The sequence below is a fragment of the Rhodospirillales bacterium genome (assembly GCA_016710335.1).
Lineage (GTDB): Bacteria > Pseudomonadota > Alphaproteobacteria > Rhodospirillales > Defluviicoccaceae > JADJXQ01.
Map to the genome: position 1 here is coordinate 1 of JADJXQ010000004.1, position 26,205 is coordinate 26,205.

The window sequence follows — 26,205 nt, forward strand, 5'->3', positions numbered from 1 at the left end:
CGCCGGCACTCCTTGCGATTTCGGCAAGGTCGTCATCCGGCGCGTCGACGACCAGACCAACGCGTTTGGCCCCGGAGGGAACCAGATCGCCAAGCGCCACCGCCTCCGCCACCGTCACCGCTCGCGGCGAGGGCGCAAAGAACACGAACCCGAGAAACCGCGCGCCGCCGACCACCGCCGCGGCGACCGCCTCCGGGGAATTGAGCCCGCAGATCTTGACGTCAATCGCCATCGGACCGAGGCGCGGCATCCGACAGGCAGGCGATCTCGTCGCAGATCCGCCTGGCGGCTTCGGCAGGATCGGCGGCACGGATGATCGGGCGGCCGATGACAAGATAATCGGCGCCGAGGGCAATGGCATCGGCTGGCGTGATCATGCGCTTGTGATCGTCACCGGCAGCCCAACTCGGCCGGATCCCCGGCACGATCAGCTTGAAGCGGGCGCCGCACGCCCCCCTCAGCGCCATGATCTCGGCGCATGAACAGACGACCCCGTCCAGGCCGCAATCGCGCGCCAGCACCGCGAGGCGCGTCACCTGACGCGGTAGCGACGCGCTGATGCCCATCGCCGCCAGGTCTGCGGCGCTGAGCGACGTGAGGACGGTGACAGCGAGCACCAGGGGCCGCTCGATGCCGGCCTCGGCCGCTGTCTCTTCCGCCGCCGCCGCGGCGGCTCGCAGCATGAACTCGCCGCCCATCGCGTGGACGTTCAGCATGAACGGTTTCAGCTTGATGGCGGCGCGCACCGCCCTCTCGACGGTGTTGGGGATGTCGTGGAACTTGAGATCCAGAAAGACCGGCAGGCCCACTTCTGCGACACGCTCGAAGCCGTCGGGACCGGACGCGGTGAAGAACTCAGCGCCGATCTTGACGCCGCCGACGGTGCCCTTGAGCTGCCGGGCGAGCGCTACCGCGTGCTCCACATCGACGGTGTCGAGCGCGACGAAGATGCGATCCGACGGCTTCATTGCAGGATGCCCCCGGCCATGTGTTCGGCATATTTCTGTTTCATATCACGGAACGCCCACTTAGCACACACGAAGCGTGATGACCCGTCTTCAGCGCCCGCGGCGGTTTCTTGCGCGGCGGGCCCGCTAGTGTCAATGTTGCAGATGCGAATGGATCGCGAAACCGAAGGGAAAGGGTGACATGACCAAGTATGGATTCGCCGCGTCCGGCGGCGGCTATCGCAGTTTCTATACGGCCGGCGTGCTGGTGTGGCTGAGCAAGCAAGACATGCCGGTCGTCCATCTGACATCCACCAGTTCCGGCAACAACATCGTCCTCGACACTCTCATATGGGACCGGGCGAACGAGGAGTTGCCGCCTGTGTTGACCAAGACCGTGCGGCTCAGCCTGACCGACATTTTCCAGGTGTTCTCCAACTTCATCGGCTTGCGCCCGAAACTGATGCCGACCGGATCGCACCTCTTCACGGTTGACAAGGACTCCTGTCGCAAGTCGCTGCAGCTCGACGATGCAAGACGCCGGCAGATCCTGGAGCGGACACTGCGAGAGGTGCGGTGGGACATCTTCGCGACCAACCTGACCAAGCGGGAGTCCCGAGCATTTCCCGTCAACGAAATACTGGCCGCCGTGAACGACGACACGCTGGATGCCTTCATGGACGCCTTCCTTGCCGGCATCACGACCATTCCCTATTTCAAGGCGATCACCATCGACGACGACTTCTACATCGAGGGCGGCTACCTCGACAACACGCCGCTCCGCACCCTGTTCGCCGACCCCGAGGTCGACGAGATCATCGCCATCGACTTCACCAACTACGACTACCATGTGGAACTGGAGAAGCTCTACCACAGCCAGGTATTCATGCTGCCGTTCAACGCCATCGACATGCATCTCCTGATCAGCGACATCGAGCTGACCCTGCCCAACAAAAAAATCTTCAGCCAGGCGCAACTCATCAACCGCATGCTGGAGGTGTTCGGGAAGGACTCCATGGAGGTGGACGGGCGAACGTATTACCGGAAGCCTTTGCATGTCCTTCGGCCGCAAAACCTGGAAGCAATGACCATTTCGCTCAAGGACTCGACCGCGCAGAAAAGCTACTTCGAATTGGGCCAGACCGAAGCGGCGGCACTCTTGGCGAAGACTTGAGGCCAGGACCGGATGCGCGGCGTTGCCCGGTGATTGGGCGGTGATCTGGCATCGCAGGTGTCCCGAGGCGCGCAGCCGGTAAACAAAACCGCAGGCAGTTTGCCGCGATCGAGGCTAAAATCCAATAATGATGCGCGCCGGACAAGATCAGGCGCCTTAACGCTTGCGCGGTATGGGAAACATCAATATCAATGAAAGCGTCGGGTCGATGGATACACGACAAGCAGATCCAAAACCGATGAGATGAACATACTTCTTTTGATCATCCCTCTTTGGGTGTAGAGAGGTCACAAACGTGGCTTTCAGATTGTTTTTCTCTGTGTTTGGAAACGCGATGCGGTATGCACCCGGTGAATCAGGGTCCGCCCCGGTCTGCGCGACAGAGAACCCACGGTTGACTCGACATCAGAAAATAGTACAAACATACACGTATAGGTTTTGCGCTCATGGGAACTCGTGCGGTGGCAGGTCAGCTTGTTGATCGAAGGACCGGAGGCGATCGGAGGGCATCCGATGATCGCCGGGACAAATTCGATCGGCGGTCGGGGGGAGACCGGCGGCGAAGCCTGTTCGACAAGCTGCAGATCGGTACGGGCCCGCGGCCCGGAGGCGTTGCCGAAGACCGGCGCAGCGGCAAGGACCGCCGCAAAGGCGAGGACAGCCGGCTCGGCGTGGACCGCCGCACCGGCATGGAGCGGCGGATCGGCGTCGACTGGAAGCAGTCTGGCGTCGGGCGGGAGTTGTCTCCGGAACAGGCGGTCGATCTTGTCTCGGATTTTTACGGGGCGAGCATGGATGGGCGGTTTTGGCCGACGGCGCTGATGAAGCTGCGGGAAGCGGTTGACGCGAGCGCGTGTGCATTGGCGTGGCATGATTTTGGTTTGGGGACGGGCGGTCTTGATCAGTCAGTTGGGTTTGACGTTGAGTCGGTGCGTTCCTACGCCGACTACTACGACCGGCTCAACCCGTGGCTTCACAAGGAGGCGTTTCTGACGCCGGGGACGGTGTGGAGCGGCGGCGATCTGGTGTCGAGGAGGAGGCGGGTTCAAGCGAGTTCGTGCATCACTGGCTGCAGCCTCAGGGCCTCGGTCCGCAGCTGTTTGGGGTGCTGGAGCGCCAGGGCAGCCGGGTTCTGTATCTGGTGCTGGCGCGTCCGGCCAGCCGCGAGGCGTTTTCCGGCGACGACGTGGCCCTTTTGCAACGGCTGCTGCCGTACCTGCAGCGGGGGTTGCGGGCCGGGCAGTTGCTGCGCCGCACTCAGCATGTGCGCCAGGCGGCTCTCGATGCGCTCGACGTGATGCCGATCAGGGTGATCCTGTTGTCCGGCGGCAGGATGGTTCTGGCTGCCAACCGCGTCGCCCGCGAGGTGATGGCGGCCCGCGACGTGCTGTCGGTGGGGCGCGGCGGGCTCGAGGTCAACCGCGACGGCAGACAAGGTGCGGTTCCGCGATATCATCGCCGAGACGGCCAGCGCCGCCGAGAGCAACCGCCCGCCGGATCTTGTCGCCTTCTCCGTGGCGCGCGCCGCCAGCGCCGCCCGCTGTCGCTGATGATCTGGCCGACCCGCGAACGCGACCCCGACCAGGGGCTCGACGCTCCCGCCGCCGTCGTCTTCCTCGGAGATCCGGATCGCTCTGCCGACGTCGACGAAGGCCGCCTCAAGCAACTCTACGGCCTCACCACCGCCGAGGCCCGCGTCGCCGCCCTGCTCGCCCGCGGCCACCGCCTCGACGAAATCGCCGAAATGCTCGGCGTCGCCTACGAAACCACCCGGAAGCATCTGAAGCAGATTTTCAGCAAGATGCAGACCGACCGCCAGGCGGAACTGGTCAGGACCCTGGTCACCGGCCCGGGCAGCCTCGGCTGATTGCCTGATCCAGTTCGGGACGAGCGGCCTCCTGTCGGGCTAGCAGCCAGCGGTACGGTGGATCCGTCCGTGCGGTTGCGGCCATTTCATGAGATAAGGAAAACTTCTCGGCGGGACGCTCCGAACCGTGACACGAAGAACGCGGAAAGTTCTTATTGCCGTTGTTGTCGTCACGGCTCTCGTCGCGTTGCCGACAGCCGGCACCCTCGTTTACGACTACGTCGTCACCATCGAGCGGTCCCGCGCCAAGGTCGAGACCACCGCCGATATGGTTGCTCGAGAAGTAGCCGAACTCCTTCTCGTCGCTGAAGCGGCCCTTGCCGACGTCGCCTTCGATGCCCGCACCGGCTGCACGCCCGACTTGGTGCGAGAGTTCCGCAACAAGGTGATCGCACAGCCGGCGATCCAGGGCATGGGGTTGGTGAAAGCGAACGGCCAGCTCGCCTGCACGGCGTTCGGGATGACCGATCCGCCGATCGACGTCGAGCCTGCCGCCGTCATTGAGCCGGCGGATTCGATCCTCCGCTTCACGCCGCCGGCAGACCTTCCCTACGCGCCGACGCGGTCGTTCGCGGCGCTTTACCCGATGAAGGGGGGTGGCCGGCTGGCAGCTGCAATGGCGCCGGCGACCTTGTTCGGTTTCCTGCAGGCGGACGTTCTCGGCGACGACGGTCACATCGCGGTAACGCTGCAAGGGTCCACCCTCGCCGACTTCGGCGCGACGGCACACGCTGCAGGAAGCAGGCTCGTCGCAACCACCCCTGTCGGGCTCTACGGGGCAGAGGTGACCGCATCAGCGACACGGTCGTGGGCGCTGGCGCCGTGGCGGGAAAATGCCAAGATTGCAGGACTGCTCGGCGCGCTTGCTGCCCTGGCGGTCGGGATCGGCGCTGCTCGTTACGCCCGCAACCGCTTTTCGCTCGGCGCCGAGCTCAAGGAAGCGCTGGCCAACAAGGAGTTCGAGATCTGGTATCAGCCGGTCGTCGACCTTCAGCGCGAGCGCTGCGCCGGCGCCGAGGCGCTGATCCGCTGGCGTCATCCAGAACGGGATCTGATTCCTCCGGATTTGTTCATTGCCATGGCCGAAGACAGCGGCATCATCGTTCCCATGACTCGCTGGCTGATGGAGCGGGTGGGGGAAGACATGGCCCCGCTGCTCAACGCCGACCCGACGCTCCACATCGCCATAAACCTGGCGCCGATCCACATGAGCGACCACCGCATCGTCGAAGATGCCCGCGCGGCACTGGCGCGTTACGGCGTCCGCCCGTCGCAGATCCTGTTCGAGTTGACGGAGCGGGGGCTGATCGACGATCCCGGCTGCCGCGAGGTGGTCGTCGAGGCGCTCGGCCAGTTGGGTTCGGAAGTCGCCCTTGACGACTTCGGCACCGGCTACTCCAGCCTCGCCTATATCGACAAGTTCAAGCTCGACTACTTGAAGATCGACAAAGCCTTCGTGTCGGCGATCGGCACCGCCTCGCCATCGGTCCGCCTTACCGACATCATCATCGAAATGGCGACGTCACTCAACCTCAAGCTCATCGCCGAAGGGGTGGAAACGGCCGAGCAGGCGGCTTACTTGCGGACACGCGGCGTCACCTACGCCCAGGGCTGGCACATCTCCAAGCCCCTCGCGACCAGAGACTTTTATGCTTTCTGCCGCACCGGAGGACCCGCAACCGCCGACAACCGGGCGTCCGCGCCGGCATGACGAGGGTGATGCTGATGCGTATTACAGGCGGTGCGCTGCACCAAAAGAAACGGCGGCTAGCTTGCGCTAACCGCCGAGTTCGGCACATTGGCCGATTGGGGATACCAGAGATGGGGGCATCTCCGGTCCTGTCTCATAGGAGGCTTGGACATGCCTTTATAGCGTGTTTAGTTGGAGAATGCATAGTAAATTTACACAATTCTGTGGATTACGACTGCTGACGAAGTAAGGGGAAATACAGCCTCTGAGCGCAATCAGACTTCGTTGCGCAATTTTTTCTCACGGGCGACACGCGTCAAAGGGCGGGCCCAAAAAAACGGCGGCCAGACGTCATGTCGGCCGCCGAAGTCAGGCTCAAATGCACGCCGCGCCGGCACGGACCCGCGCAGCACGTTCGATCTCGTAGGAGGCCTGCATACCGTAGTAGTGAAGCCTACGAATGTGGCGAAATTTGGTGCGGTGAGAGCCGTTTGCGCCGGGTCGCTTGGACTGAAAGGGTGATTCGCGTGACCCGTAACGGCGGCAGCGGATGCGGGCTCTTCGGTCAGTCGCCGGTGTCTTCGCGACCACGGATGTCGTCGATGATCTTGCCGTCGTTGGCGAGGGTGCCGGGTGGGACGATCTCGACGCGCGCGCGAAGTTTGCAGAGCGCCTGCACCGTCTGCTCGACGCTAGTCGCATCGACGCCGACGCTTTCGCAGCGCAGCGTCATGGTGTCGTTACCCTGGTGGCTGTCGACGACCAGGCGGGCCCGAAGGAGCTCAGGATGGCGCTTCATAACGTCGGCGACCTGACTAGGGTGCACGAACATGCCACGGACCTTGGTGGTCTGATCCGCGCGGCCTAGCCAGCCGCGAAGCCGCATGTTGGTGCGCCCGCACGCACTCTGCCCCGATAGAACCGCCGACAGGTCGCCGGTCGCGAACCGGATCAGCGGGTACTCGCGGGTGAACGTGGTCACCACAACTTCGCCGACCTCGCCGTGCGGGACGGGTTGGCCGCTGCCCGGGCGCACGATCTCGACGATGACACCTTCGTCGACGATGAGCCCGTCGGCGGCTTCTGATTCGTAGGCGATGAGCCCGAGATCGTCTGCGGCGTACCACTGCGTCACGCGAACGCCGAGAGTCCTCAGTTCGCCGCGAAGGCTCGCCGGTAATGCCTCGCCCGCAACCGATGCGTTGCCGAGGCTGGAGAGGTCGGCGCCGGCCTCGAGGCCGCGGGTGAGCAGCACCTTCAGGAAGGACGGTGTGCCGGTGAAGTACGCGGGTCTCAGGTCGACGATCGCGCGGACCTGCAAGTCGGTACTGCCGGTGCCGGCAGGGAAGACGGCGCAGCCGAGCGCCTCGGCGCCTGCCTCGACCATGGCTCCGGCCGGCGTCAGGTGATAGGCGAAGGCATTGTGGATGACCCCGCCGGCGCGAAAGCCGGCGGCGTGGAACGCCCGCGCCGTGCGCCAGTAATCGGGTCCCGCGCCTTCGGCATCGTAGATCGGCCCCGGCGATTGAAAGACCCGCCTGAGCCGACCGGGCGCGGCGGTCGCGAGTCCCCCGAAGGGCGGCCGTTCCTGGTGCAGTCGGATGAGGTCCGACTTGCGCGTGACCGGCAACGTCGCGAGGGACTCTTGATCGCCAATGCTCTCCGGATCGACACTGCGAAACAGGCTGGCGTAGTACGCCGTGTTGTCTTTTGCGTTGGCGATCTGGTTTGGAAGGTCGCGGAACAGCGCCGCGGCGCGGGCGTCGGCGGATCGGGTCTCCAGGTCGTCGTAGAAGTCGTCCATCGGAGCAAGCCGCTTACAGCCAGCGCTTGCGGCGGCGGTAGTGCTTGACGTCGCGGAAGCTCTTGCGGCCGCCGGTGCTCAGGCCGAGGTAGAATTCCTTCACGTCCTCGTTCTCCCTCAGCGCATTGGCGTCGCCGTCCATGACCACCCGCCCGTTCTCCAGGATGTAGCCGTAGGTGGCGTAGCGCAGCGCCACCATGGCGTTCTGCTCGGCGACCAGGATGCTGACCCCTTCGTCGCGGTTGAGGGTTTCGACAATTTCGAAGATCTCGGCGACCAGTTGCGGCGCGAGGCCCATGGAAGGCTCGTCGAGCAACATCATGGTCGGCCGCGACATCAGGGCCCGGCCGATCGCCACCATCTGCTGCTCTCCGCCGGACGTGTAACCGGCCTGGGAGTTGCGGCGCTCCCTCAGCCGCGGAAAGTAATGATAGACCTTCTCCAGGCTCTCCTTGACGGCGGCGCTGCCGTCCTTGCGTAGATACGCCCCGGTCATGAGGTTGTCTTCGACGGTGAGATGTTCGAAGACGTGGCGGCCCTCCATCACCTGGATGATGCCGCGCTTGACGACCGCCGAGGGGTTGAGCTTGTCGATACGCTCGCCGCGAAAGACGATGCTGCCCTTGGTGACGTCGCCGCGTTCAGTGCCGAGCAGATTGGAGATGGCCTTGATGGTCGTGGTCTTGCCGGCGCCGTTGGCGCCGAGCAGTGCGACGATGCCGCCTTCCGGCAATTCCAGCGACACGCCCTTCAACACCAGGATGACGTGGTCGTAGATGACCTCGATGTTATTGATGGTGAGCAGGGCGCGCTCGTCCGCCGCGACTTGCTGCTTGCCGGTGGCTTGAGGGTTCATCGATCGCTACTGCTTCTGGTTTCGCATATGGCAACCGCTGTTTCCCCACATCCTCCCGCTGACGCGGGGCCCTGCTCTCTCCCGATCGCGGGAGAGAGCAGGGGGTGCGGGTAGTACGCTTACTCTTCCTTGGAGCAGTCGCGGATCTCGATGCTATTTTCCTTGGCGTAGGCCTCGGCGGCATCTTCGATGGCCGGACGCACGACGTCCGTAATCGGCTCGATCCAGTCGCTCGCCTGCACCCACTTGGCGCCGTCCCACTGCTGGATGAACACCGGACCGTTGCCCTCGTGGTTTTCGCACGAGAGCTTGATCGGCCGCACCAGACCTTCGGCGCCGAGATCCTTGATGCGATCCTCGTTGAGGTCGAGGTTCTCCATGCCCCAGCGGACTTGTTCTCCGGAGAGCGAAACGTTGCCGTACTTGCCCATTGCGGTGCGCATCGCTTCCGTGTCGTACAGCATGTTGACGATGCCGCGGTTGTAGAGAACCGACCCGAACCCGTTGGCCTCGGCCGCCGCTTTGTCGCCGTTGTAGACGTGCTTCAGGATGTCCTCGTGCAGCGGGTAGTCGGCGCCGACGCCATGGAAGTTGCCGGCCTTGTAGCCTTTGGCCGCCATGCCGGACGGGATGACATCGGGCTCGGAGCCTGCCCACCACACGCCGATGAAGTGGTCCATCGGGAACTTGATGTTTGTGGCTTCCTTGATGGCGACCTGGTTCATCACCCCCCAGCCCCACATGATCAGCCAGTCGAGGCGATCGCGGCGAATCTGCAGCCATGAGGCGCCCTGCTCCTGGCCCGGATGGTCGACCGGGTAGGTGGTGAGGGTGTAACCGTGCTCGGCGGCCAGCGTCTCCAGGGTCGGAATCGGCTCCTTGCCATAGGGACTGTTGTGGTAGAGGAGGCCGATCTTCAGGTCCTTCAGCTTGTCCATCCCGCCCTCGACCTCGGCGATATGCTTGATGAAGGCCGATGCCTGGCTCCAGTAGGTGGTCGGGAACGTGAACGCCCACTTGAAGACGCGCCCGTCCGAGGCTGCAGTGCGGCCATACCCCATGGAGTGGATCGGGATCTTGTCGACCTCGGCTTTGGGGATGATCTGATAGGTGATGCCGGTGCTCAACGGGTTGAATACGGCGGCGCCCTTGGGCCCACTGTTCTTCATTTTCTCGTAGCATTCGACGCCGAGCTTGGTGTCGTACTTGGTCTCGCATTCCTCGAAGGTCAGCTTGACGCCGTTGATGCCGCCGTCGCGGGCATTCAACAATTTCAGGTAGTCCGACCAGCCGTTGGCGATGGGGATGCCGTTGGGAGCGTAGGCGCCGGTGCGATAGACGGTCAAAGGCACGTAGATCTCCTCTTGAGCTACGGCCTCGGGCGCTTGCATTAGGGCTGTCGCACCGATGGCGCCGGCCACGACGGCAGGCAGCCAACGGCTCAACGAACGCTTCGTCGTGTTCATTCTTGTGTTCCTCCCACGGTTTCGTTTTATGAAACAGCCGTCTCTTTCAATAGTGCATCTTCAATAGTACATCGCTCGCTCGAAGCGCTAATAGGGGAAAGGCCATCGCCGCAGCTTCTCCTTCAAAATCTGCCACAGGCGCGCGAGTCCGTGCGGCTCGACGATCAGAAGAAAATGATCATCGCGCCGAAGACGATGTTCTCCAATTGCTTGGCGATGCCAACGTCAATATGCATGCCGACCGCCTCGGGCACGTTGGTCAGCAGGATCGGCACCACGGTGATGAACAGGGCGCCGAGAATCGACCCCAGGATACTTCCGAGGCCTCCGACGATGATCATGAAGAGCACCAGGAACGACACGTTGATGTCGAACGCCTGGGTCTCGACGCTGCCGAGGTAGATCGCGAAGAATAGCGCGCCGGCCACACCGCAGACGTAGGAACTGACCGCGAAGGCGGTGAGCTTGGTGTAAAGCGGTCGGATGCCGATGATCTCGGCAGCGATATCCATGTCGCGGATCGCCATCCATTCGCGGCCGACGCGACCGCGCACCAGGTTCTTGGCAAGCAACGCGAAGACGGTCACGAAGGCGAGGGCGACGAGATAGCGGACCTCGGCAGTTGCGGCCGGGCCGGTGACCATGATGTCTCCGATGGTGCGGGGCGGCTGGGTGATGGTCCCGGATGGATTGTGGTTGTAGAACCACGACACTCGGTTGAACAGCCACACCAGGAAGAACTGGGCCGCGAGCGTCGCCACCGCCAGATAGAAGCCCTTGATCCGGAGGCTCGGGATCCCGAACAGGACCCCGACCGCGGCCGCGAACACGCCGGACAACAGAAACACAATGATGATGTTGATGTCGGGAAAGGCGGTCGTCAGCTTGTACGTGGCGTACGCGCCGACCGCCATGAAACCGCCGGTGCCGAGCGACAACTGCCCCGCGTAGCCGGTGAGGATGTTGAGGCCGAGCGCCGCCAGCGCGAACACCAGCGCCGGAATCAACACCGCCTGCAACAGGTATTCGCTGGCCAGCAGCGGCACCGCGACGAACGCTACGACCATGAACGCAAGGACGAACCAGCGATCCTGCGGGATCGGGAAGATCGCCTGATCGTCGGCGTAGGACGTCTTGAACTCGCCGGCCTCGCGATAGAACATGGCGCTCCCTGAATCCTAAACCCGCTCGATGATTTTCTCGCCGAACAGCCCCTGCGGGCGGAACAGCAGCACCACCATGGCAAGGACGTACCCGAACCAGGTCTCGATGGCGCCGCCGATCACCGGCCCCCAGTAAACCTCCGCGACCTTTTCTCCCACGCCGATGATCAGGCCGCCGATGATGGCTCCGGGGATCGAGTTGAAGCCGCCCAGGATGAGCACTGGTAACGCCTTGAAGGCGATCAGCGACAACGAGAACTGCACGCCAAGCTGCGTTCCCCACATGATGCCGGCGACCAGAGCGATAAAGCCGGCGACCGACCACACCACCACCCACACTGACGTCAGCGGGATGCCGACCGAGAGCGCTGCCTGGTTGTCATCGGCGACTGCGCGCAGCGCCCGCCCGATTGCAGTAGTCTGCAGGAACACCACCAGCGCCGCGACCAGGGTGCCGGCCACCACCGTGGCGGCAATTTCGAACTGATTGAGGAGCATGCCGCCGATGAAGAATGGCTGATCCGGAATGCCAAGATCGACTTTCTTCACGTCGGCGCCCCACAGGATCTCGCCGACCCCTTCCAGCACGAACGCGAGCCCGATCGTGGCCATGAACAGGACGATGTGGGGCTGGTTGACGAGACGGCGCAGCATCAGCCGTTCAATCCCGAAGGCAAGGGCGATCATCACTCCGATGGTGATGATGATCGCCAGCCATGCCGGCATTCCGAACTCGATCACGCCGACCAGGGTCAGCGCGGCGAACAGCACCATTGCCCCCTGCGCGAAGTTGACCACGCCGGAGGCCTTGAAGATCACCGCGAAGCCGAGCGCCACCAGCGAGTACATGACGCCGGACATCAGCCCGCCCACAACCACCTCGGCAAAGAAGATGGGCGCCGAGACCATGTCGGCGAATGGCGCGATCAAGGCGGAGTGCAGCCAATCCATGTCAGCGCCTCATCCTTCGCCGCGGCTCATGCGCTTGCGCTCGTGTCTCGACTACGCGCCCCCTTCGGCACGCTCGGGATGAGGTGCTGTAGTCGGAAGACGGAGCCTCGACATTGTGCGCCTCCCGCAATGGAGGGCGAGTGCGGAAGGTGCGGCGGCATCAATGGGGAACTCCCAGGTAGGCGTCGATGACGCTGGCGTTGGCGCGGACCTCGTCAGGGGTGCCGTCGGCGATCTTGCGGCCGTAGTCGAGCACGACCACCGAGTCCGAAATGTCCATGACGACGCCCATGTCGTGCTCGATCAGCACGATGGTGGTGCCGAATTCATCGTTAACGTCGAGAATGTAGCGGCACATGTCCTGCTTTTCTTCCAGGTTCATCCCCGCCATCGGCTCGTCCAGAAGCAGCAGATCCGGCTCGGCGGCGAGCGCTCGCCCGAGTTCCACCCGCTTCTGAAGTCCGTACGGAAGCCGGCCGACCGGCGTCTTGCGGATCGCCTCGATCTCGAGGAAATCAATGATCCGCTCCACTTTGGCGCGATTGGCGAGCTCCTCCCGCCTGGCCGCGCCGAAGTACAACGCCTGCGCAAACAGGTTGACTCTCATCTTCGTGTTGCGCCCGGTCATTATGTTGTCGAGCGCGGTCATGCCTTTGAACAGCGCAATGTTCTGGAAGGTGCGAGCGATGCCCTGGCGAGCTGCCTCGTAGGGCCGCATCTGCCGGCGCGTCCTGCCCTTGTAGGTGATGGCGCCCTGCTGCGGATGATAGAAGCCGTTGATGACGTTGAGCATCGAGCTCTTGCCGGCGCCGTTGGGACCGATGATGGCGCGGATCTCGTGCTCGCGGACCTCGAAACTGACGTCGGACAGGGCGCGCACGCCTCCGAAGCTGAGCGAGATGTTGTCGACCTTGAGCAGCACGCCGCCAACGGTCTTCCTCGGCGCGACGCCGGCGGCCGGGCTCTCGCTCATCGCTAGATCGTGCACGTCCGCCACTGCCGGTTCTATCCCGCCTTCCGCATCGGCTCGAAGCACTTCACGTTGCGGATCACGAGATCCGCGTCGATCGTTGCCGTGCGGCCGTCTTCATAGGTGACCTGGGCCTTGACCGGACAGTGGTCGCGGTCGGAGTAGAGCGCGGCGATGAGTTCGCCGTAGCGTTCAGCGATGATGTTGCGCCGCACCTTGCGGGTGCGCGTCAACTCGCCGTCGTCGGCGTCCAGCTCCTTGTGCAGGATGAGAAAGCGCTTGATCTGGGAGCCGGCAAGATGCTCGTCGGCCGCGAGGTCCGCATTGACTTTTTCGATGCACCCCTCGATCAAGTCGAGGACCTGGGGCCGGCCCGCCAGGTCGGTGTAGCCTGAGTATGCCAGATGGCGACGCTCGGCCCAGTTTCCCACTGCTTCCAAGTCAATGTTGATGAACGCGGCGGCATAGTCGCGCTGATGCCCGAAGGTTACGGCCTCTTTCACGTATGGGAAGAATTTGAGTTTGTTTTCCAAATACTTGGGTGCGAACATGGAGCCGTCGTTGAGCTTGCCCACATCCTTGGCGCGGTCGATGATTTTGAGTTGTCCGTCTCCGTCGATGAAGCCGGCATCGCCGGTGTGCACCCACCCGTCCGGGGTCTTGGTCTCCGCGGTCGCGTCGTCGTTCCGGTAGTAGCCTTGAAACACGCCGGGGCTGCGATAGATGACTTCGCCGTTGTCGGCGATCTTGAGCTCCACGTCGATGGCTGGCACGCCGACGGTGTCGGCCTTGACGCTGCCGTCCGGCTGCAGGGTGATGAAGACCGACGCTTCCGTCTGACCGTAAAGCTGCTTGAGGTTGATACCGAGCGAGCGGAAGAAGTCGAAGATGTCCGGGCCGATCGCCTCGCCGGCCGTGTAGGCGACGCGAATGCGCCGAAAACCGAGGGTGTCGACGAGCGGCTTGTAAACCAGCCAGCGGCCGATGGCGTAGAGAATGCGGTCCTTCGTCGGAACCGGCTTGTTCTCCATGATGCGGATGCCGGATCGGCGGGCAACGTTCATGAAGACGTGAAACATCCGGCGAGTGAACCAGTCGGCGTCCTCCATGCGAATCATCACCGTCGTCAGGATGTTCTCGAAGATCCGCGGCGGCGAGAAGAAATACGTCGGGCCGATTTCCCGCATGTCGGTCAGCACCGTATCGCTGCTTTCCGGGCAACTGACGCAGAACCCGGCGACGTACGACTGGCCGAAGGAAAAGATGTTGTCACCCACCCACGCCATCGGCAGGTAGGCCAGAACTTCTTCCTGGTCGGTCAGGTTGTCGAAGGCGATGGCGTTGCTGGCGGTGCGGATCAGGTTGTCGTAGCTGAGCATCACGCCTTTGGCGCGGCCGGTGGTGCCCGATGTGTAGAGAAGAATGGCCAGGTCGTCGCCGCGGCCCTTCGCCACCTCCGCGTTGAAGAACTCGGGGCGATCGCGATCGAGCGCCCGTCCCTGCTCCAAAACCTCGGAATAGGCGTGGAGGAAAGGCCAGTCGTAGTGCCTGAGGCCGCGGGGATCCTTGTAGATGATGGTTTCCAGCGCGGGGCAGCGATCCTTGATCTCGAGAACCTTGTCGACCTGCTCCTGATTCTCGACGACGGCGAAGCGGGCGCGCGTGTGCTCCAGGATGTACTGCATTTCGTCGGCGACGGCGTCCTGATAAAGAGGCACCGGCACGCCGCCGATGGCTTGGGTCGCCACGATCGACCAGTAGAGCTGCGGCCGATTGTCGCCGATCACGGCGAGCTTGTCGCCGCGCGTGAAACCAAGAGCCGCAAGGCCGCAGGCTAGCGCCCGCGCTTCGTCGGCGACTTCGGCCCACGTCCATGACTGCCAGATGCCGTAGTCCTTTTCGCGGATCGCCTCGCGCGATCCGCGAACTCGCGCATTTTCCAACAACAGCTTGGGAAACGTGTCGGCAGGCTGAGCGGCTTCGGCACGCTCACGCACAGCACTCGGCGGTTGCTCCCGCATCTTGCTTACGTCTACCTCCCGTTCACATCGGTCGGTGGACGTCGATTGCGTGCTCTTTTCCGACCGTGCGCTGCGGTGCATACCGCGATGGCCGCCCAAACGCAATGGCTTTGAGAACCTTCTGAACGGCCCTTGCGGGTGCTGAACGTGATGCTGCCCGGTGGCGGGAGGAGAGAAGGCCCTCCCGTGATTCCGCCTTGAGGGGAAGTGAGAGGCGGACGGGAGGGCCGAGCAGTGCAGTGGAATGCACCTGGGATGCGAGGCCAAGGATGTGCGTTCGGGGCGGTCTAGGCAACTACCGGAAATGGTAGGCCGCTGAAGAAGACGGGCAAACCGGGTCTGTGCACGAGGTCAGCAGCGGGCGAACGTCAGGGTGACCCGGAGGCCGGGTCTGTTATTGGAGAGGTCGATGGTGGCGTCATGCAGGCGCGCGACAGCAGCGACGAGGCTCAAGCCAAGGCCGGCGCCGGGGCCGGTGCGGGACGGCTCGAGCCGCACAAACCGTTCCAGGGCGCGCTTGCAATCGGCCTCCGGGATGCCCGGCCCGGTGTCGGCAACGATCAGCGCGACCGCACTGCCCTGCTCTTCAACACGAACCTGCACGCGGCCCCCCGCCGGCGTGTGCTTGACGGCGTTGTCGAGGAGGTTGGCGACGGCTTGGGCGAGAAGCTGCCGCTGCCCTCGGACGCAGGCGGCCGCCGTCCGGACCTCGAGGCGGATACCTGCGTCCTCGGCAAAGGGTTCGTAAAGATCAGTGGTGTCCCGCGCCAGTTCGTCCAGCGCCAGAGTCTCCATGTCGGCGGGCTCTATGCCGGCTTCGGCAAGCGCGATGTTGAGGAGGCTGTCGAACACCGCCAGCGCCGCATCGGTTTGCGCCAGAACTTCGCCAAGAGCCTCGCGGTCCTTGGCGGAGTCGGGAGGGCCGCGTAGCGCCAATTCAACCCGGCTTCTGAGGCGTGTGAGGGGGCTGCGCAGGTCATGTGCCATGGAGTCGCTGGCGAGTCGCATCCCGGTCATCAGCCGCTCGATTCGCGCGAGCATGGTGTTGAGGCTTTCGGCCAGCCGGTCAAATTCGTCGCCGCTCCCGGATTTCTCGAGCCGCTGCGACAAATCGCCGGCGGCGATCCGCCGGGCGGTGGTGGCGACCCTCTGGACGCGCTGCAGCATCCGGCGGCTGAGCACGACGCCGCCGAGCAGTCCGAGGGCGATGGTCGCCACAAGGGACCATGCCAGGGCGCGCACCACCATGTCGCGAAAGCGGCTCTTCTCGTAGGTGTCGCGTCCGACCAGCAACCGGTGTCCGGTCGGCAGGAGAAACGCCCGGGCAGAAACGGCGTACGGGACAAGGTGATCGCCTTCCCGCCGCTCTCGCACCAGGTTGACCCACATGCTGCCGTTCGTCGACTCCGGCCAGTTCGCTATATTGCCGACGACGGAGCGGCCGAGTGGATCCGTCAGCAGGTAAATGCTTTCGTCGTCAGCGTCGGCGCGCTCCCGAATTGCAGTGATCAGACGGCCGAGCCCGCGCTCCCGGTACTGCTCCACGAGACCGCGGACCTCGGCCTCGATCGTCTCCGTCGTCTGCCGCTCGATGACCGCAACCGTCGAATAGTAGATGAACAAAAGGAGCAAAGTCACCGAGACGGAAAAGAGCCCAGTATAGAGAACCGTCAGTCGAAATGCGGAAATGCGGACCAGGTTACCGAGGCGCACGGAGCGAATACCCTGCACCGCGGACGGTGTGCAGCAAAGGCGGGTCGAAATCTTTGTCGATCTTGGCGCGCAGCCGGCTGATATGGACATCGATCACGTTGGTCTGCGGATCGAAATGGTAGTCCCACACCCCCTCCAGCAGCATCGTCCGGGTCACCACATGTCCGGCATGGCGCATGAGGTACTCCAGGAGCTTGAATTCGCGCGGTTGCAGGTCGATGGGCGTGCCGTTGCGGGTGACGGCGCGGGCGAGCAAATCCATCTCCAGATCGGCGACGCAGAGGCGCGTGGCCACGGCGTCCTCGGCGCCGGAGCGCCGCGTCAACGCTTCGAGGCGCGCCATCAGTTCGGAAAACGCAAACGGTTTGACCAGGTAGTCATCGCCGCCCGCCTTAAGCCCCAGCACCCGGTCGTCCACCTTGCCGAGCGCGCTCAGAACAAGTATCGGTGTCTTTACGCGCTGCGCGCGCAGCGCCTGGATGAGGGTGAGTCCGTCCAAACCTGGCAGCATGCGATCGACGACCAAAGCGTCGTGGACGCTCGCCAAGGCCATGCGCAAACCTTCGCGGCCGTCGGCGGCCAGATCCACGACGTGGCCCATCTCTGCAAGACTCTTGCGCAGATAGTCGGCGACCTGTCGGTCATCCTCGATGATCAGGATTCGCATGACGCATCAGTATAAGGGAAGTTGGCTTCAGCGAGCCGGAAGAAAAAGCCCCGTTCCCGCCGCGGGGGGATAGCGGGAACGGGGCGAGAGGCACGTCCGGATCTCTATCGAGCATGTGCACGAGGAGGGGGATGCACACGGTCCCCGACGAACGCGAGGGGCGTTACGCGTCCGTCAGGCTAAGGGCGACAAAGCGTGAGTCGCCCTGGCGCTCGACGAGAAAGAGGACGGCCTTTTTGTCTGAGTTCTTGGCGGCTGCGATTGCGTTGACCACGTCGATCGGCCTCGACACGGGCTGTTTGTCGACAGAGGTGATGACGTCACCGGGACGAAGTCCCTTCTGTCCGGCTTGCTTGGCACCATCCACATCGACGATCACAACTCCGGAAACCCCTTCATCAAGCTCGAGCCGCGACCGCGCCTGAGCGTCGAGGGGCGCAATCGCAAATCCCAATTCGTCCAGGGCCTGCGTCTCCGATGCGCCCGACGCTGATGATGCGATCTGCTTCGGGGCCTCGCCGAGAGTGACGGCCAACGTCATGTCCTTGCCGTCGCGCCACAACTCAAGCTGTTTCTCGACACCAATGCCGGACTCGGCCACGGTGCGGCTGAGATCACGCGGTCCCTCGATCGCCTTCCCGTCAAAGCGCAGGATGACGTCGCCGCGCTGGATGCCGGCTTTGGCGGCCGCGCTGTCAGCGGTGACTTCGGCGACCAGCGCGCCGCTTGATGAGTCGAGCCCCAGGCTGTCGGCGATTTCATCGGTAACCGGCTGGATCATGACCCCGAGGAAACCGCGCTCGACGACTCCCTTCTCCTGGAGTTCCGCCACCACGTCGGCCGCGATATTGGACGGGATCGCGAAACCAATGCCGACGTTGCCGCCGTTCGGCGTATAGATCGCGGTGTTGACGCCGATCACTTTCCCGCTCCCGTCAAAGAGCGGGCCGCCGGAATTGCCCTGGTTGATGGACGCATCGATCTGGATGAAATCGTCATACGGGCCGGCGCCGAGATCACGACCGCGGGCGGAGACGATTCCTGCGGTCACCGTACCATCGAGACCGAACGGGTTGCCCACGGCAACCACCCAGTCGCCGACGCGCGTCGCATCCGAATCACCCCATTTCACGACGGGCAGGGCATCATCGCTCTCGAGCCGGAGCACTGCCAGATCGGTTTTTTCGTCGACGCCGACGACCTCGGCATCGAACGTCCGGCCGTCCTTGAGGGTGATCTTCAGGTTATCCGCGTTACGAATGACATGGTTGTTCGTGACGACGATGCCGTCTTCGTCGACGATGAAGCCCGACCCTGTAGCGGCGGCGTGAGGGAGCGTGCCGCCACGGTCGCCTGGCAGGCCGGGCGGCTGCTCGCGGAAGAACCGATCGAAGAACTCGCCGAGCGGCCCGTCGCGGAACTGCTCGGGCACCTGGAACTGAGGCTCGCCCGTAGCGCTGCCCTGAGGGTGCGACCGAGTGGCTGCGATGCGAACGACTGCCGGGCTGGCCTCTTCGATCACATCCGCAAAGCTCATGCCCGCAAGCTTGTCCGACGCGTCGCGCGCCTCCACGGAGGGCGACGCCAGGATTGGTGTCGCAACCGCCGCGCCGACCATGAGCCCGATGGCGAGGATACGACGCTGACGGCGCAAAGGCCGGCAGTAGTTTACGAGCGCTGGTGGCACGGAAGCCCTCCTGTAAAGCGTTTCGTTAGTGTCGACGTGGGCGCCGAGGCGGCCGACGACTGATGGAGATCTGGGCACACCAGCTTACGTACGACTTGCCGATTGATTACATTTTGTTCATGAGGCGAGGTGTCCGGGACCGTCGTATGCTCGGTCGCGGCCGGCGGTCGCGGGTGCGTCTCGGACGTGTTGAAGCGCCTTGTGGCGCACCGTTTCAGGTTGTATCATCTCGTATGTTCGCTACTGTCATACGCTTGGCTCATCCGTCTGGGGCCGCGCGACCTTCTTCGCTCTCCGGCTGTTGTTGAAACTAAGCACTGCAGGTCCATGAACGTCACGCCCGCCCGCGGATGTCGCGGCTACCCGCGCGAATTGAGCGGTGAATCCACTGTCGCTGCCCGGCCGCGGGTCATGCGCAGGATGAGAGACTTCGGTCTCGGCAGATCGGGTGCAGCGCATTGAGCCTCAACAGGCGAATGGCTGTCGGCGCATTCTGGATGATCAGCAAGCGATTCAGCACCCAGGGCTTGCGGTTCGTCAGCACCATCATCCTCGCCCGGATCTTGAGTCCGGAAGATTTCGGCATCCTCGCCATGGCGGCGATGATCCTGCATTTCATCGAAGCTATTTCGGATCCGACCTTCGAGGTGCAAATCTTGAAGAAGGACAAGGTGGATCCGCGGCTCTATGACACCGTTTGGACGTTCCAGGTCATCCGCGGGTTCCTAATTGCAACGCTGCTGTTGGTCTTGGCGCCGTTTCTCGCGGATTTCTTCAGCGAGCCGAGGCTGGATCAGGTTTTGCTGCTCGTTGCGCTGACGCCGGTCATCGATGGATTCAAGAACGTCGGCCTGGTTCTGTTCGAAAAGGACATGAACTTCAAGAAGCAGTTTTTGGTGGAGACGGCCAGCGTGTTCGCCTCCGCGGTTGTGGCCATTACGCTTGGGCTGTTGATGCGGACGTACTGGCCGTTGATCATCGGCATGGTCGTGGCGAGCGCCACCCGCTTCGCTCTGAGCTACGCCATGCACCCATATCGCCCGCGGCCGTCGCTGTTCGGCTGGCGCGACACCATAGGAATCGGCGCCTGGTTGCTGGTCAGCCGAATCTGCAGTTTCATCGAGTCCAAGGCTGGCGACTTCGCGGTCGGCCGTCTGATCGGGACCGCCGCGCTCGGCTATTTCAGCATTGCCTTCCGGCTTTCGGACATCGCCACTCAGTCCTTGATGGCGCCGGCGCGGAGGGTCCTGTTGCCGGGCTACGCCAAGATGGCGAACGACCCGCGGCTGCTCCAGTCGAGCTTCCTCGACGTGCTCTCGGTCATGCTCATCATCGGTGCTCCGGTCGGCGCAGGCATGGCGCTGACTGCGGAGCCGCTGGTGGAGGTGCTGCTCGGTTCGAAGTGGCAGCCGGCGGTTCCGCTGATCCAGATACTGGGTATATTCGGGATCGTGACCGTCTGTGTCGGCAACATCGAGCCGACGATGCTGGTGTTGGACAAGGCGCGCCTGTTCGTCACCGTTCGCGCTGCTTCGACGATCGTGCTGCTGCCGGTGGTGTATTGGGGCTGCGCAGTCGGCGGTGCGATCGGCGCGGCTTGGGCGCTGTTGGCGACGTCGCTGGTGCGTCTCTCCATGCTGTGGGCTCTCGCGCTGTACAATCTCGACCTGTCGGTGGTGCCGCTGCTTCGCGCCGTGTGGCGAACGCTGGCTGCGGTCGGGGTGATGTCTCTGGTCGTGACAGGGCTGAAGACCGCCTTTCCCGATTCGGAGTCATTCTCACAGAACCTTGTCGAGCTCCTCTCCCTCACCGTGGCCGGTGCTGCGAGTTACGTGGTCTCGCATTTGCTTCTGTGGCTGGGCAGTGGTAAACCGAGTGGCGGAGAACAGCGCATTCTGTCGCTGGTCCATGTCCTTCGCGCCAAAAGAAATCTCCGCAGCGCGTGATCCGCAATCGGTCCAAGATGTGCAACGGGCAGAAACTGAAGCCATGACGGCCACAGATGATCTGGTCTCCGTTGTCATGCCCAATTTCAACGGCGCCCGCTTCATTGACCACGCGATGCATTCGGTTCTGAACCAGGCCTATGAGACCCTGGAGCTGCTGGTCTGTGACGACGGCTCGACGGACGATAGCAGGGAACGGGTGCAGGCGCTTGCGAGCAGGGACAAGCGCGTCCGACTCCTCGTCAATGCCGAAGGCAAGGGTCCAGGGGCGGCACGGAACTATGCGACGACGGCGGCGCGGGGACGCTATATCGCCTTCCTCGACAGTGACGATATCTGGGAACGAGACAAGCTGTCGCTGCAGCTGGGTCTTATGCGGGAGGAACACTCGCCGCTGTCGTATACGGCGCTTCGCAAGATGGACGACCAGGGTTGCTTTATTTCGGGCGTCATAGCGGTGCCTGATCGGACCGATTACCGAACCCTGCTCAAAAGCAACGTCATCGCTTGTTCCTCGGCGGTCTACGACGTCAGCAAAGTCGGAAAACGATACATGCCGTTCGTTGATAAGAGCGAAGATTTTCCGCTGTGGTTGGGGATCCTCAAGGAAGGCCACGTGGCAGTCGGACGCACAGAACCGCTGCTTCGATATCGCGTTCACGCGACGTCGTATTCGGCTAACAAACTTCGCGCCGCGGCGTGTTATTGGCAGATACTGAGGCAAATTGAGCACTTGAGCATGGCCCAAAGTGTTTATTACTTTGCGCATTATGCTGTTATTTCAGGTTCTAAATTCCTTAAGAAGACCTAGCAATGCGTGCAGTTCGCCTTCAGCTTCAAGTATGGTCGTGGTAGCAGTGTCCAACGAAACTCTCGCAGTCCGCTCGCTCGATCCTTCATCCGAAGCATCCTCAGGAGGCTTGGTTTTTGCCTCGTCCGGCGATCTTTCGGACCGCGGCGCTGCGGCGCTCGACGGCTGCGGCATCGTCTACTTCGGCAACGCCTGGACCGCGGAAAATCGCACCAGCAGCCACCACATCGCACGGCGGCTCGCCACACGGTTTCCACTGCTGTACGTCGAGTGTCCCGGAATGCGGCCGCCCACCACTCAATATCGGGACGTGCGCAAGCTCTGGCGGACGCTGTCCCACACTATCCAAGCGCCGCGGCGACTGAGTGAGCACATGTGGTTGTGCACGATTCCGCAACTTCCGTTTGCGAGATTGCCCGGTGTTCCGTTCCTGAACCAGAGTTTCGGCGCGGCGGCAGTTCGAAACGCGATTGCGCGTGTCGGTTTCAAGCGCATTATCCTCTGGTTTGTTGTTCCCCATCCGGGCTATCTGGCGGGACGTCTCGGCGAGGCGCTCTCGGTGTACTACTGCATCGACGACTACGCTGCGCATCCAGGTGTCGATCAGGACGCGATCCAGCGCGCGGATGCGGAGTTGACGCGCATGGCGGATCAGGTTTTCGTGGCGCCTCCCGGATTACTGGAAGCCAAGCAGCAACTCAATCCGCACACCCTGTTTTCGCCACATGGGGTTGATGTGGACCTGTTCGCGCAAGCCATTTTGCCTGAAACTCCAATCGCTCCCGCCGCTGCATCGCTGCGGCACCCGGTGGTCGGTTTCTTTGGATTGCTCGGAGAATGGATCGATGTGCCGCTTCTCGTGCGGATTGCCGAGGCGCATCCAGAATGGACGTTGCTCATCGTCGGCCGTGTGGCGGCCGACGTCACGCGCCTGAAAGAGCACGGCAACGTCACCTTCGTCGGGCCGCAACCCTATGAAGAGCTTCCACAATGGGCAAAGGCATTCGACGTCGCGGTGATCCCGTACTTGCGCAACCGTCAGGTCATCAATGCCAATCCGCTCAAGCTGCGGGAGTACCTGGCGACGGGCAAGCCCGTGGTTGCGGTGTCCACCCCCGAGATAGATCGATTTGGCGACTGCGTCCGCGTCGCCGCCGACGCTGCAGACTTCGTGACGAAAATAGAGGAGGCGCTTGACCGGGATACGCCTGAGCAACAGGCAAGCCGCATGAACGCGGTCCGCGCCATGACCTGGGACGCTCGCGTCGAGGAAACCGTTGGCGCGGTCGGGCAGGCCCTGCGCCGCAAAAACGATCACGCCCATAAGGATCTTTAATGCCTTCCAGCCCAATCCAGACTCTGCGCGTCGGCGTCGTCGGCGCCGGCTATGTCAGCAAATACCATCTAAGCGCTCTGAAGACCCTCGACTTCGTGGAGATCGTCGGCGTTGCGGACGTTGACGCCGATCTCGCCCGACAGGTCGCTCGCAAGTTCGGCGTGCCGTTCACCTGCACGTCGCTGACCGAATTGGCCAGTCAGCGCCCGAACGCGATCTACATTCTGACTCCCCCTGCCACCCATTTGGCGCTGACCCTCGAGGCGTTGGATCTTGGCTGCCACGTCTTGGTGGAAAAGCCGATGGCGGAGCGGGCGGAGGATTGCGATCGCATGATCGAGCGCGCGCGCGAGAAAGGCCTCGTGCTTTCGGTCAACCATTCGGCGCGGCTCGACCCCGTGGTCCTGCAGTCTCTTAGCCGCCTGCGTGACGGGGCCTGCGGAACGCCGCTCGAGGTGGATTTCTTCCGAAGCTCCCAGTATGAACCCTACGGCGGCGGGCCGCGGCCGGCCATGTACCGCAAGGGCTCCTATCCGTTCCAGGATCTGGGTGTTCACGGCCTTTATCTGCTTGAAGCATACTTGGGTGAGATTCGAAAGCTGGACGTGGACTACCGTGGGACCGGCTTTGAGCCGAACCTGGTGTTCGATGAGTGGCGCGCGTTCGCCGACTGCGAGCGCGGGGTGGGGCGGATGTACATCTCGTGGAACGTCCGACCGATGCCGAACCGGATCGAGGTCTTCGGCACTGGCGGCACCCTCAAGGTCGACTGCTTCATGCAGACGCTGATCGGCAGCCGCAACCTGCCCGGCCCCAAGTTCCCGCAGATGGTTGCCTCTACCGCGGCGAACGGTTTCAAAGAAGCGTTCGCGGTGATGTGGAACACGGTGCAGTTCGCCCTCGGGCGACTCAAGCCGTCGCCCGGCATTTACAAAGGGGCGCTCGATTTCGCGACCGCATTGCACGAAGGGAAGGCGCCGCCGGTTTCAGCCGAGGAAGGGAGACGCATAGTCGCGCTGATGGAGGATGTGTGCGTCAGGGCCGACGCGGACGCGGATCGGCGGCGCGAGCAGGCGCTGGCGCCGCTTGCGCCGTGTCCGGTGCTGGTGACCGGCGCGGCCGGCTTTCTCGGTAATGCTCTTCTCAAGCGCCTCCTCGCCGACACGGACGGCCCGATCAGGGTTCTGGTGCGCCGGCCGACGCCGTTCCTGCAGGACAACCCGCGCATCCAGGTTGTGTGCGGAGACCTCGGCGACCCCGAGATCGTCGACCATGCGGTCCAGGGGATACAGCGCATCTTCCACGTCGGTGCGGCTATGAAGGGTGGCCCGCAGCAGTTTCAGGCCGGCACCGTATGGGGAACAAAGAACATCATCGAGTCGTCATTGCGCCACGGGGTGCAGCGCATTGTCTATGTAAGCTCAGTGAGTGTTTTGGATCACGCCGGGCACCGCCCCGGCACACCGGTTACGGAAGATGCGCCACTGGAGCCCCATCCTGAGCGTCGCGGCAGCTACACGCAAACCAAGCTGGAGGCCGAGACCCTGGTACGCAAGGCCGTCAAGACGCGCGGTCTGCCGGCGGTCATCCTGCGGCCCGGCCAGATCTTCGGACCGGGGGCGGAGGGCGTCGCTCCTCCTGGGATCATCGGTATCGGCGGTCGCTGGATCGTCGTCGGCGACGGCGAACGGCGACTGCCGCTGGTCTACGTGGAGGACGTGGTGGACGCCTTGTTGTATGCGGCAGACAAGGAGGGCATAGACGGCGAGGTGATCAACGTGGTTGATCCGGCGCCGGTAACCCAGCGCCATTATGTTGCGCGGGCGCAAGCGGCGGGCGTCTCTGCCGCAAAGCCACACTACGTGCCGCAGCCCGTCATGATGGCGCTGGCGGCAGGCGTCGAGGTGCTGGGACGGGTTCTCGGACGGGGCGTCCCGCTGACACGCTACCGCATTCGCTCGATCCGTCCGCTGGCGGAATTTAGCGTTGAAGCGGCGCGCACCAAGCTTGGCTGGACCCCCCGAGTTGGTGCGGATGCCGGGCTGAAGACGACATTCCGAGCCAGCGACGCCTCAGGTTGAAATCAGATCTTGGCGCAGACCACGACGGGGCGGCGATGACTTCGATGGGATGTAATCCCCCGGTCTCTTTCATTACCACCTGCTTCAACGGCGGGGACGTGATCGAGCAGGCGGTCCGCTCCATGGAGGCAGTGGACTGGCCGGCGAAGCAGATCGTGCTGCTCAATGACGGGTCGACAGACCGTACCGCCGAAATTTGTCGGGCGCTGGCCGCGGACAATCCGGACATCACCTTTCTCGACCGGCCGAGGCTGGGACGCGGTCGCGCCCTGAATGAGGCGCTGGCCGCTGCCTGTGGCACCTACATTGCGATCAACGACGCCGATGACGTGAGCTTGCCCCACCGCCTAGTGGCAACCGTTCCGTATCTGGAAGATAATCCCGAGCTGGGCCTTCTGGCGACGGACGTTCATTTCGTGCCGCATACGGAGTGGGCGGAGCGATTGACCGCTCTTCCTGATGACACAACCACGGGCAGAACTCTTCGCTGGATCGAGCCGGTAGAAATTTATGGCGAGAACTTCATTGCCGCGTCTTCCATCGTATTCAGACACGATGTTGCCTGCAGGGTAGGCGGATTCAACGAGCGGATATCGTGTTCAATCGACTACGATTTCTACTTTCGCGTCATGACGTGCGCCCGCATGGCGTTTCTCGACTTCCCGACCGTCGCGCACCGCAGCGGCTTCGCATACCCTACTTTCTTTCGCAGCCTGCCGGCGAACATCCGTCGGCGGGATACCTTGAGCGTCCTGGCGTTCGCCCGACAGCACTTTGACATCCCTCTGAAGAAGCGGATCGTATCGGGGGGAAGAACGCTGATCGACACATACAAGCTGGGTCTGCGCCAGGGCTTTCCGCGCGCATTCGCGTGGTATCAGGCTGTTAAATCCTTACGGCGGTCACTTCCACAGGCATAATGACTACCTTTTTCCTGGCAGAGCCAGTAAGTCCTGCACGTCGCGCGCATGGGGAACGGCGCAGCACACTCGTGCTCCTGCAATCTGTTGTATCTTGTGGGATACGCAGGATCATTAGAGCAGGGGGTTTGCCAT

20 protein-coding genes and 1 pseudogene are annotated in these 26,205 nt (G+C 63.1%); 8 read left to right on the forward strand and 13 right to left on the reverse strand.

Annotation, left to right across the window (positions count from 1 at the left end; translation table 11 throughout):
* Both IPM60_07740 and pyrF read right to left on the reverse strand, forming a co-directional pair.
* A partial coding sequence (locus IPM60_07740; protein ID MBK8907787.1) for an N-(5'-phosphoribosyl)anthranilate isomerase occupies positions 1 to 232 on the reverse strand: 232 nt, incomplete at its 3' end.
* The gene (pyrF, locus tag IPM60_07745) at positions 222 to 968 is read right to left on the reverse strand and encodes an orotidine-5'-phosphate decarboxylase (GenBank protein MBK8907788.1); all 747 of its coding nucleotides are present in this window, start codon (positions 966 to 968) and stop codon (positions 222 to 224) included. The genes IPM60_07740 and pyrF, both read right to left, overlap by 11 nt.
* 181 nt (positions 969 to 1,149) lie before the next feature.
* Here pyrF and IPM60_07750 point away from each other — a divergent pair, with 181 nt between their 5' ends.
* Positions 1,150 to 2,121 (forward strand): patatin-like phospholipase family protein, encoded by a 972-nt coding sequence (locus IPM60_07750; protein MBK8907789.1) that lies wholly within the window; start codon positions 1,150 to 1,152, stop codon positions 2,119 to 2,121.
* Positions 2,122 to 2,590: 469 nt separating this feature from the next.
* Here IPM60_07750 and IPM60_07755 read toward each other — a convergent pair whose 3' ends face one another.
* Positions 2,591 to 2,812, reverse strand: coding sequence for a hypothetical protein (locus IPM60_07755; protein MBK8907790.1), 222 nt, complete (start codon positions 2,810 to 2,812; stop codon positions 2,591 to 2,593).
* A gap of 276 nt (positions 2,813 to 3,088) precedes the next feature.
* Between IPM60_07755 and IPM60_07760 the strand changes: the two genes are divergently transcribed.
* Entirely contained in the window at positions 3,089 to 3,988 is a 900-nt protein-coding gene (locus IPM60_07760; protein ID MBK8907791.1) for a helix-turn-helix transcriptional regulator, read from the forward strand.
* 127 nt (positions 3,989 to 4,115) lie between these two features.
* Positions 4,116 to 5,699 carry an EAL domain-containing protein gene (locus tag IPM60_07765; GenBank protein ID MBK8907792.1) on the forward strand — a complete coding sequence of 528 codons (1,584 nt, stop codon included), beginning with the start codon at positions 4,116 to 4,118 and terminating at the stop codon, positions 5,697 to 5,699.
* Between the two features lie 544 nt (positions 5,700 to 6,243).
* On the opposite strand, the gene IPM60_07770 is transcribed toward IPM60_07765, so the two are convergent.
* From IPM60_07770 to IPM60_07815, 10 genes and pseudogenes are all read right to left on the reverse strand, one after another.
* Positions 6,244 to 7,482, reverse strand: coding sequence for an AMP-binding protein (locus IPM60_07770; protein ID MBK8907793.1), 1,239 nt, complete (start codon positions 7,480 to 7,482; stop codon positions 6,244 to 6,246).
* 13 nt (positions 7,483 to 7,495) lie between these two features.
* Positions 7,496 to 8,338 carry an ABC transporter ATP-binding protein gene (locus IPM60_07775; GenBank protein MBK8907794.1) on the reverse strand — a complete coding sequence of 281 codons (843 nt, stop codon included), beginning with the start codon at positions 8,336 to 8,338 and terminating at the stop codon, positions 7,496 to 7,498.
* Positions 8,339 to 8,457: 119 nt separating this feature from the next.
* Complete coding sequence (locus tag IPM60_07780) at positions 8,458 to 9,804, reverse strand: ABC transporter substrate-binding protein (protein MBK8907795.1); 1,347 nt, start codon at positions 9,802 to 9,804, stop codon at positions 8,458 to 8,460.
* A gap of 87 nt (positions 9,805 to 9,891) precedes the next feature.
* A pseudogene (locus IPM60_07785) lies at positions 9,892 to 10,967 on the reverse strand (branched-chain amino acid ABC transporter permease).
* A 15-nt stretch (positions 10,968 to 10,982) separates the two neighbouring features.
* Positions 10,983 to 11,918 (reverse strand): branched-chain amino acid ABC transporter permease, encoded by a 936-nt coding sequence (locus IPM60_07790; protein MBK8907796.1) that lies wholly within the window; start codon positions 11,916 to 11,918, stop codon positions 10,983 to 10,985.
* Between the two features lie 160 nt (positions 11,919 to 12,078).
* Positions 12,079 to 12,891 carry an ABC transporter ATP-binding protein gene (locus IPM60_07795; GenBank protein MBK8907797.1) on the reverse strand — a complete coding sequence of 271 codons (813 nt, stop codon included), beginning with the start codon at positions 12,889 to 12,891 and terminating at the stop codon, positions 12,079 to 12,081.
* A 32-nt stretch (positions 12,892 to 12,923) separates the two neighbouring features.
* Positions 12,924 to 14,909, reverse strand: a complete 1,986-nt coding sequence (locus IPM60_07800) for an AMP-binding protein (GenBank protein MBK8907798.1) — start codon at positions 14,907 to 14,909, stop codon at positions 12,924 to 12,926.
* A gap of 351 nt (positions 14,910 to 15,260) precedes the next feature.
* Entirely contained in the window at positions 15,261 to 16,622 is a 1,362-nt protein-coding gene (locus tag IPM60_07805) for a HAMP domain-containing protein (protein ID MBK8907799.1), read from the reverse strand.
* Entirely contained in the window at positions 16,609 to 17,289 is a 681-nt protein-coding gene (locus IPM60_07810; GenBank protein MBK8907800.1) for a response regulator transcription factor, read from the reverse strand. Before IPM60_07810 ends, IPM60_07805 begins: the two co-directional genes overlap by 14 nt.
* Before the next feature lie 163 nt (positions 17,290 to 17,452).
* Positions 17,453 to 18,907 (reverse strand): DegQ family serine endoprotease, encoded by a 1,455-nt coding sequence (locus IPM60_07815; protein ID MBK8907801.1) that lies wholly within the window; start codon positions 18,905 to 18,907, stop codon positions 17,453 to 17,455.
* 566 nt (positions 18,908 to 19,473) lie between these two features.
* Here IPM60_07815 and IPM60_07820 point away from each other — a divergent pair.
* The 5 genes from IPM60_07820 (at position 19,474) to IPM60_07840 (ending at position 26,070) form a co-directional block, all read left to right on the forward strand.
* Positions 19,474 to 20,922, forward strand: coding sequence for a lipopolysaccharide biosynthesis protein (locus IPM60_07820; GenBank protein ID MBK8907802.1), 1,449 nt, complete (start codon positions 19,474 to 19,476; stop codon positions 20,920 to 20,922).
* Positions 20,923 to 20,965: 43 nt separating this feature from the next.
* A complete protein-coding gene (locus IPM60_07825; GenBank protein ID MBK8907803.1) occupies positions 20,966 to 21,733 on the forward strand; it encodes a glycosyltransferase family 2 protein in 768 nt (255 codons plus the stop codon).
* Positions 21,734 to 21,842: 109 nt separating this feature from the next.
* Positions 21,843 to 23,069 (forward strand): glycosyltransferase, encoded by a 1,227-nt coding sequence (locus IPM60_07830; GenBank protein ID MBK8907804.1) that lies wholly within the window; start codon positions 21,843 to 21,845, stop codon positions 23,067 to 23,069.
* On the forward strand, positions 23,069 to 25,150 hold the full coding sequence (locus IPM60_07835; GenBank protein ID MBK8907805.1) for an NAD-dependent epimerase/dehydratase family protein: 2,082 nt from the start codon (positions 23,069 to 23,071) through the stop codon (positions 25,148 to 25,150). The genes IPM60_07830 and IPM60_07835 overlap by 1 nt, the downstream gene beginning before the upstream one ends.
* Positions 25,147 to 26,070 (forward strand): glycosyltransferase family 2 protein, encoded by a 924-nt coding sequence (locus tag IPM60_07840; GenBank protein ID MBK8907806.1) that lies wholly within the window; start codon positions 25,147 to 25,149, stop codon positions 26,068 to 26,070. The genes IPM60_07835 and IPM60_07840 overlap by 4 nt, the downstream gene beginning before the upstream one ends.
* Positions 26,071 to 26,205: the final 135 nt, after the last annotated feature.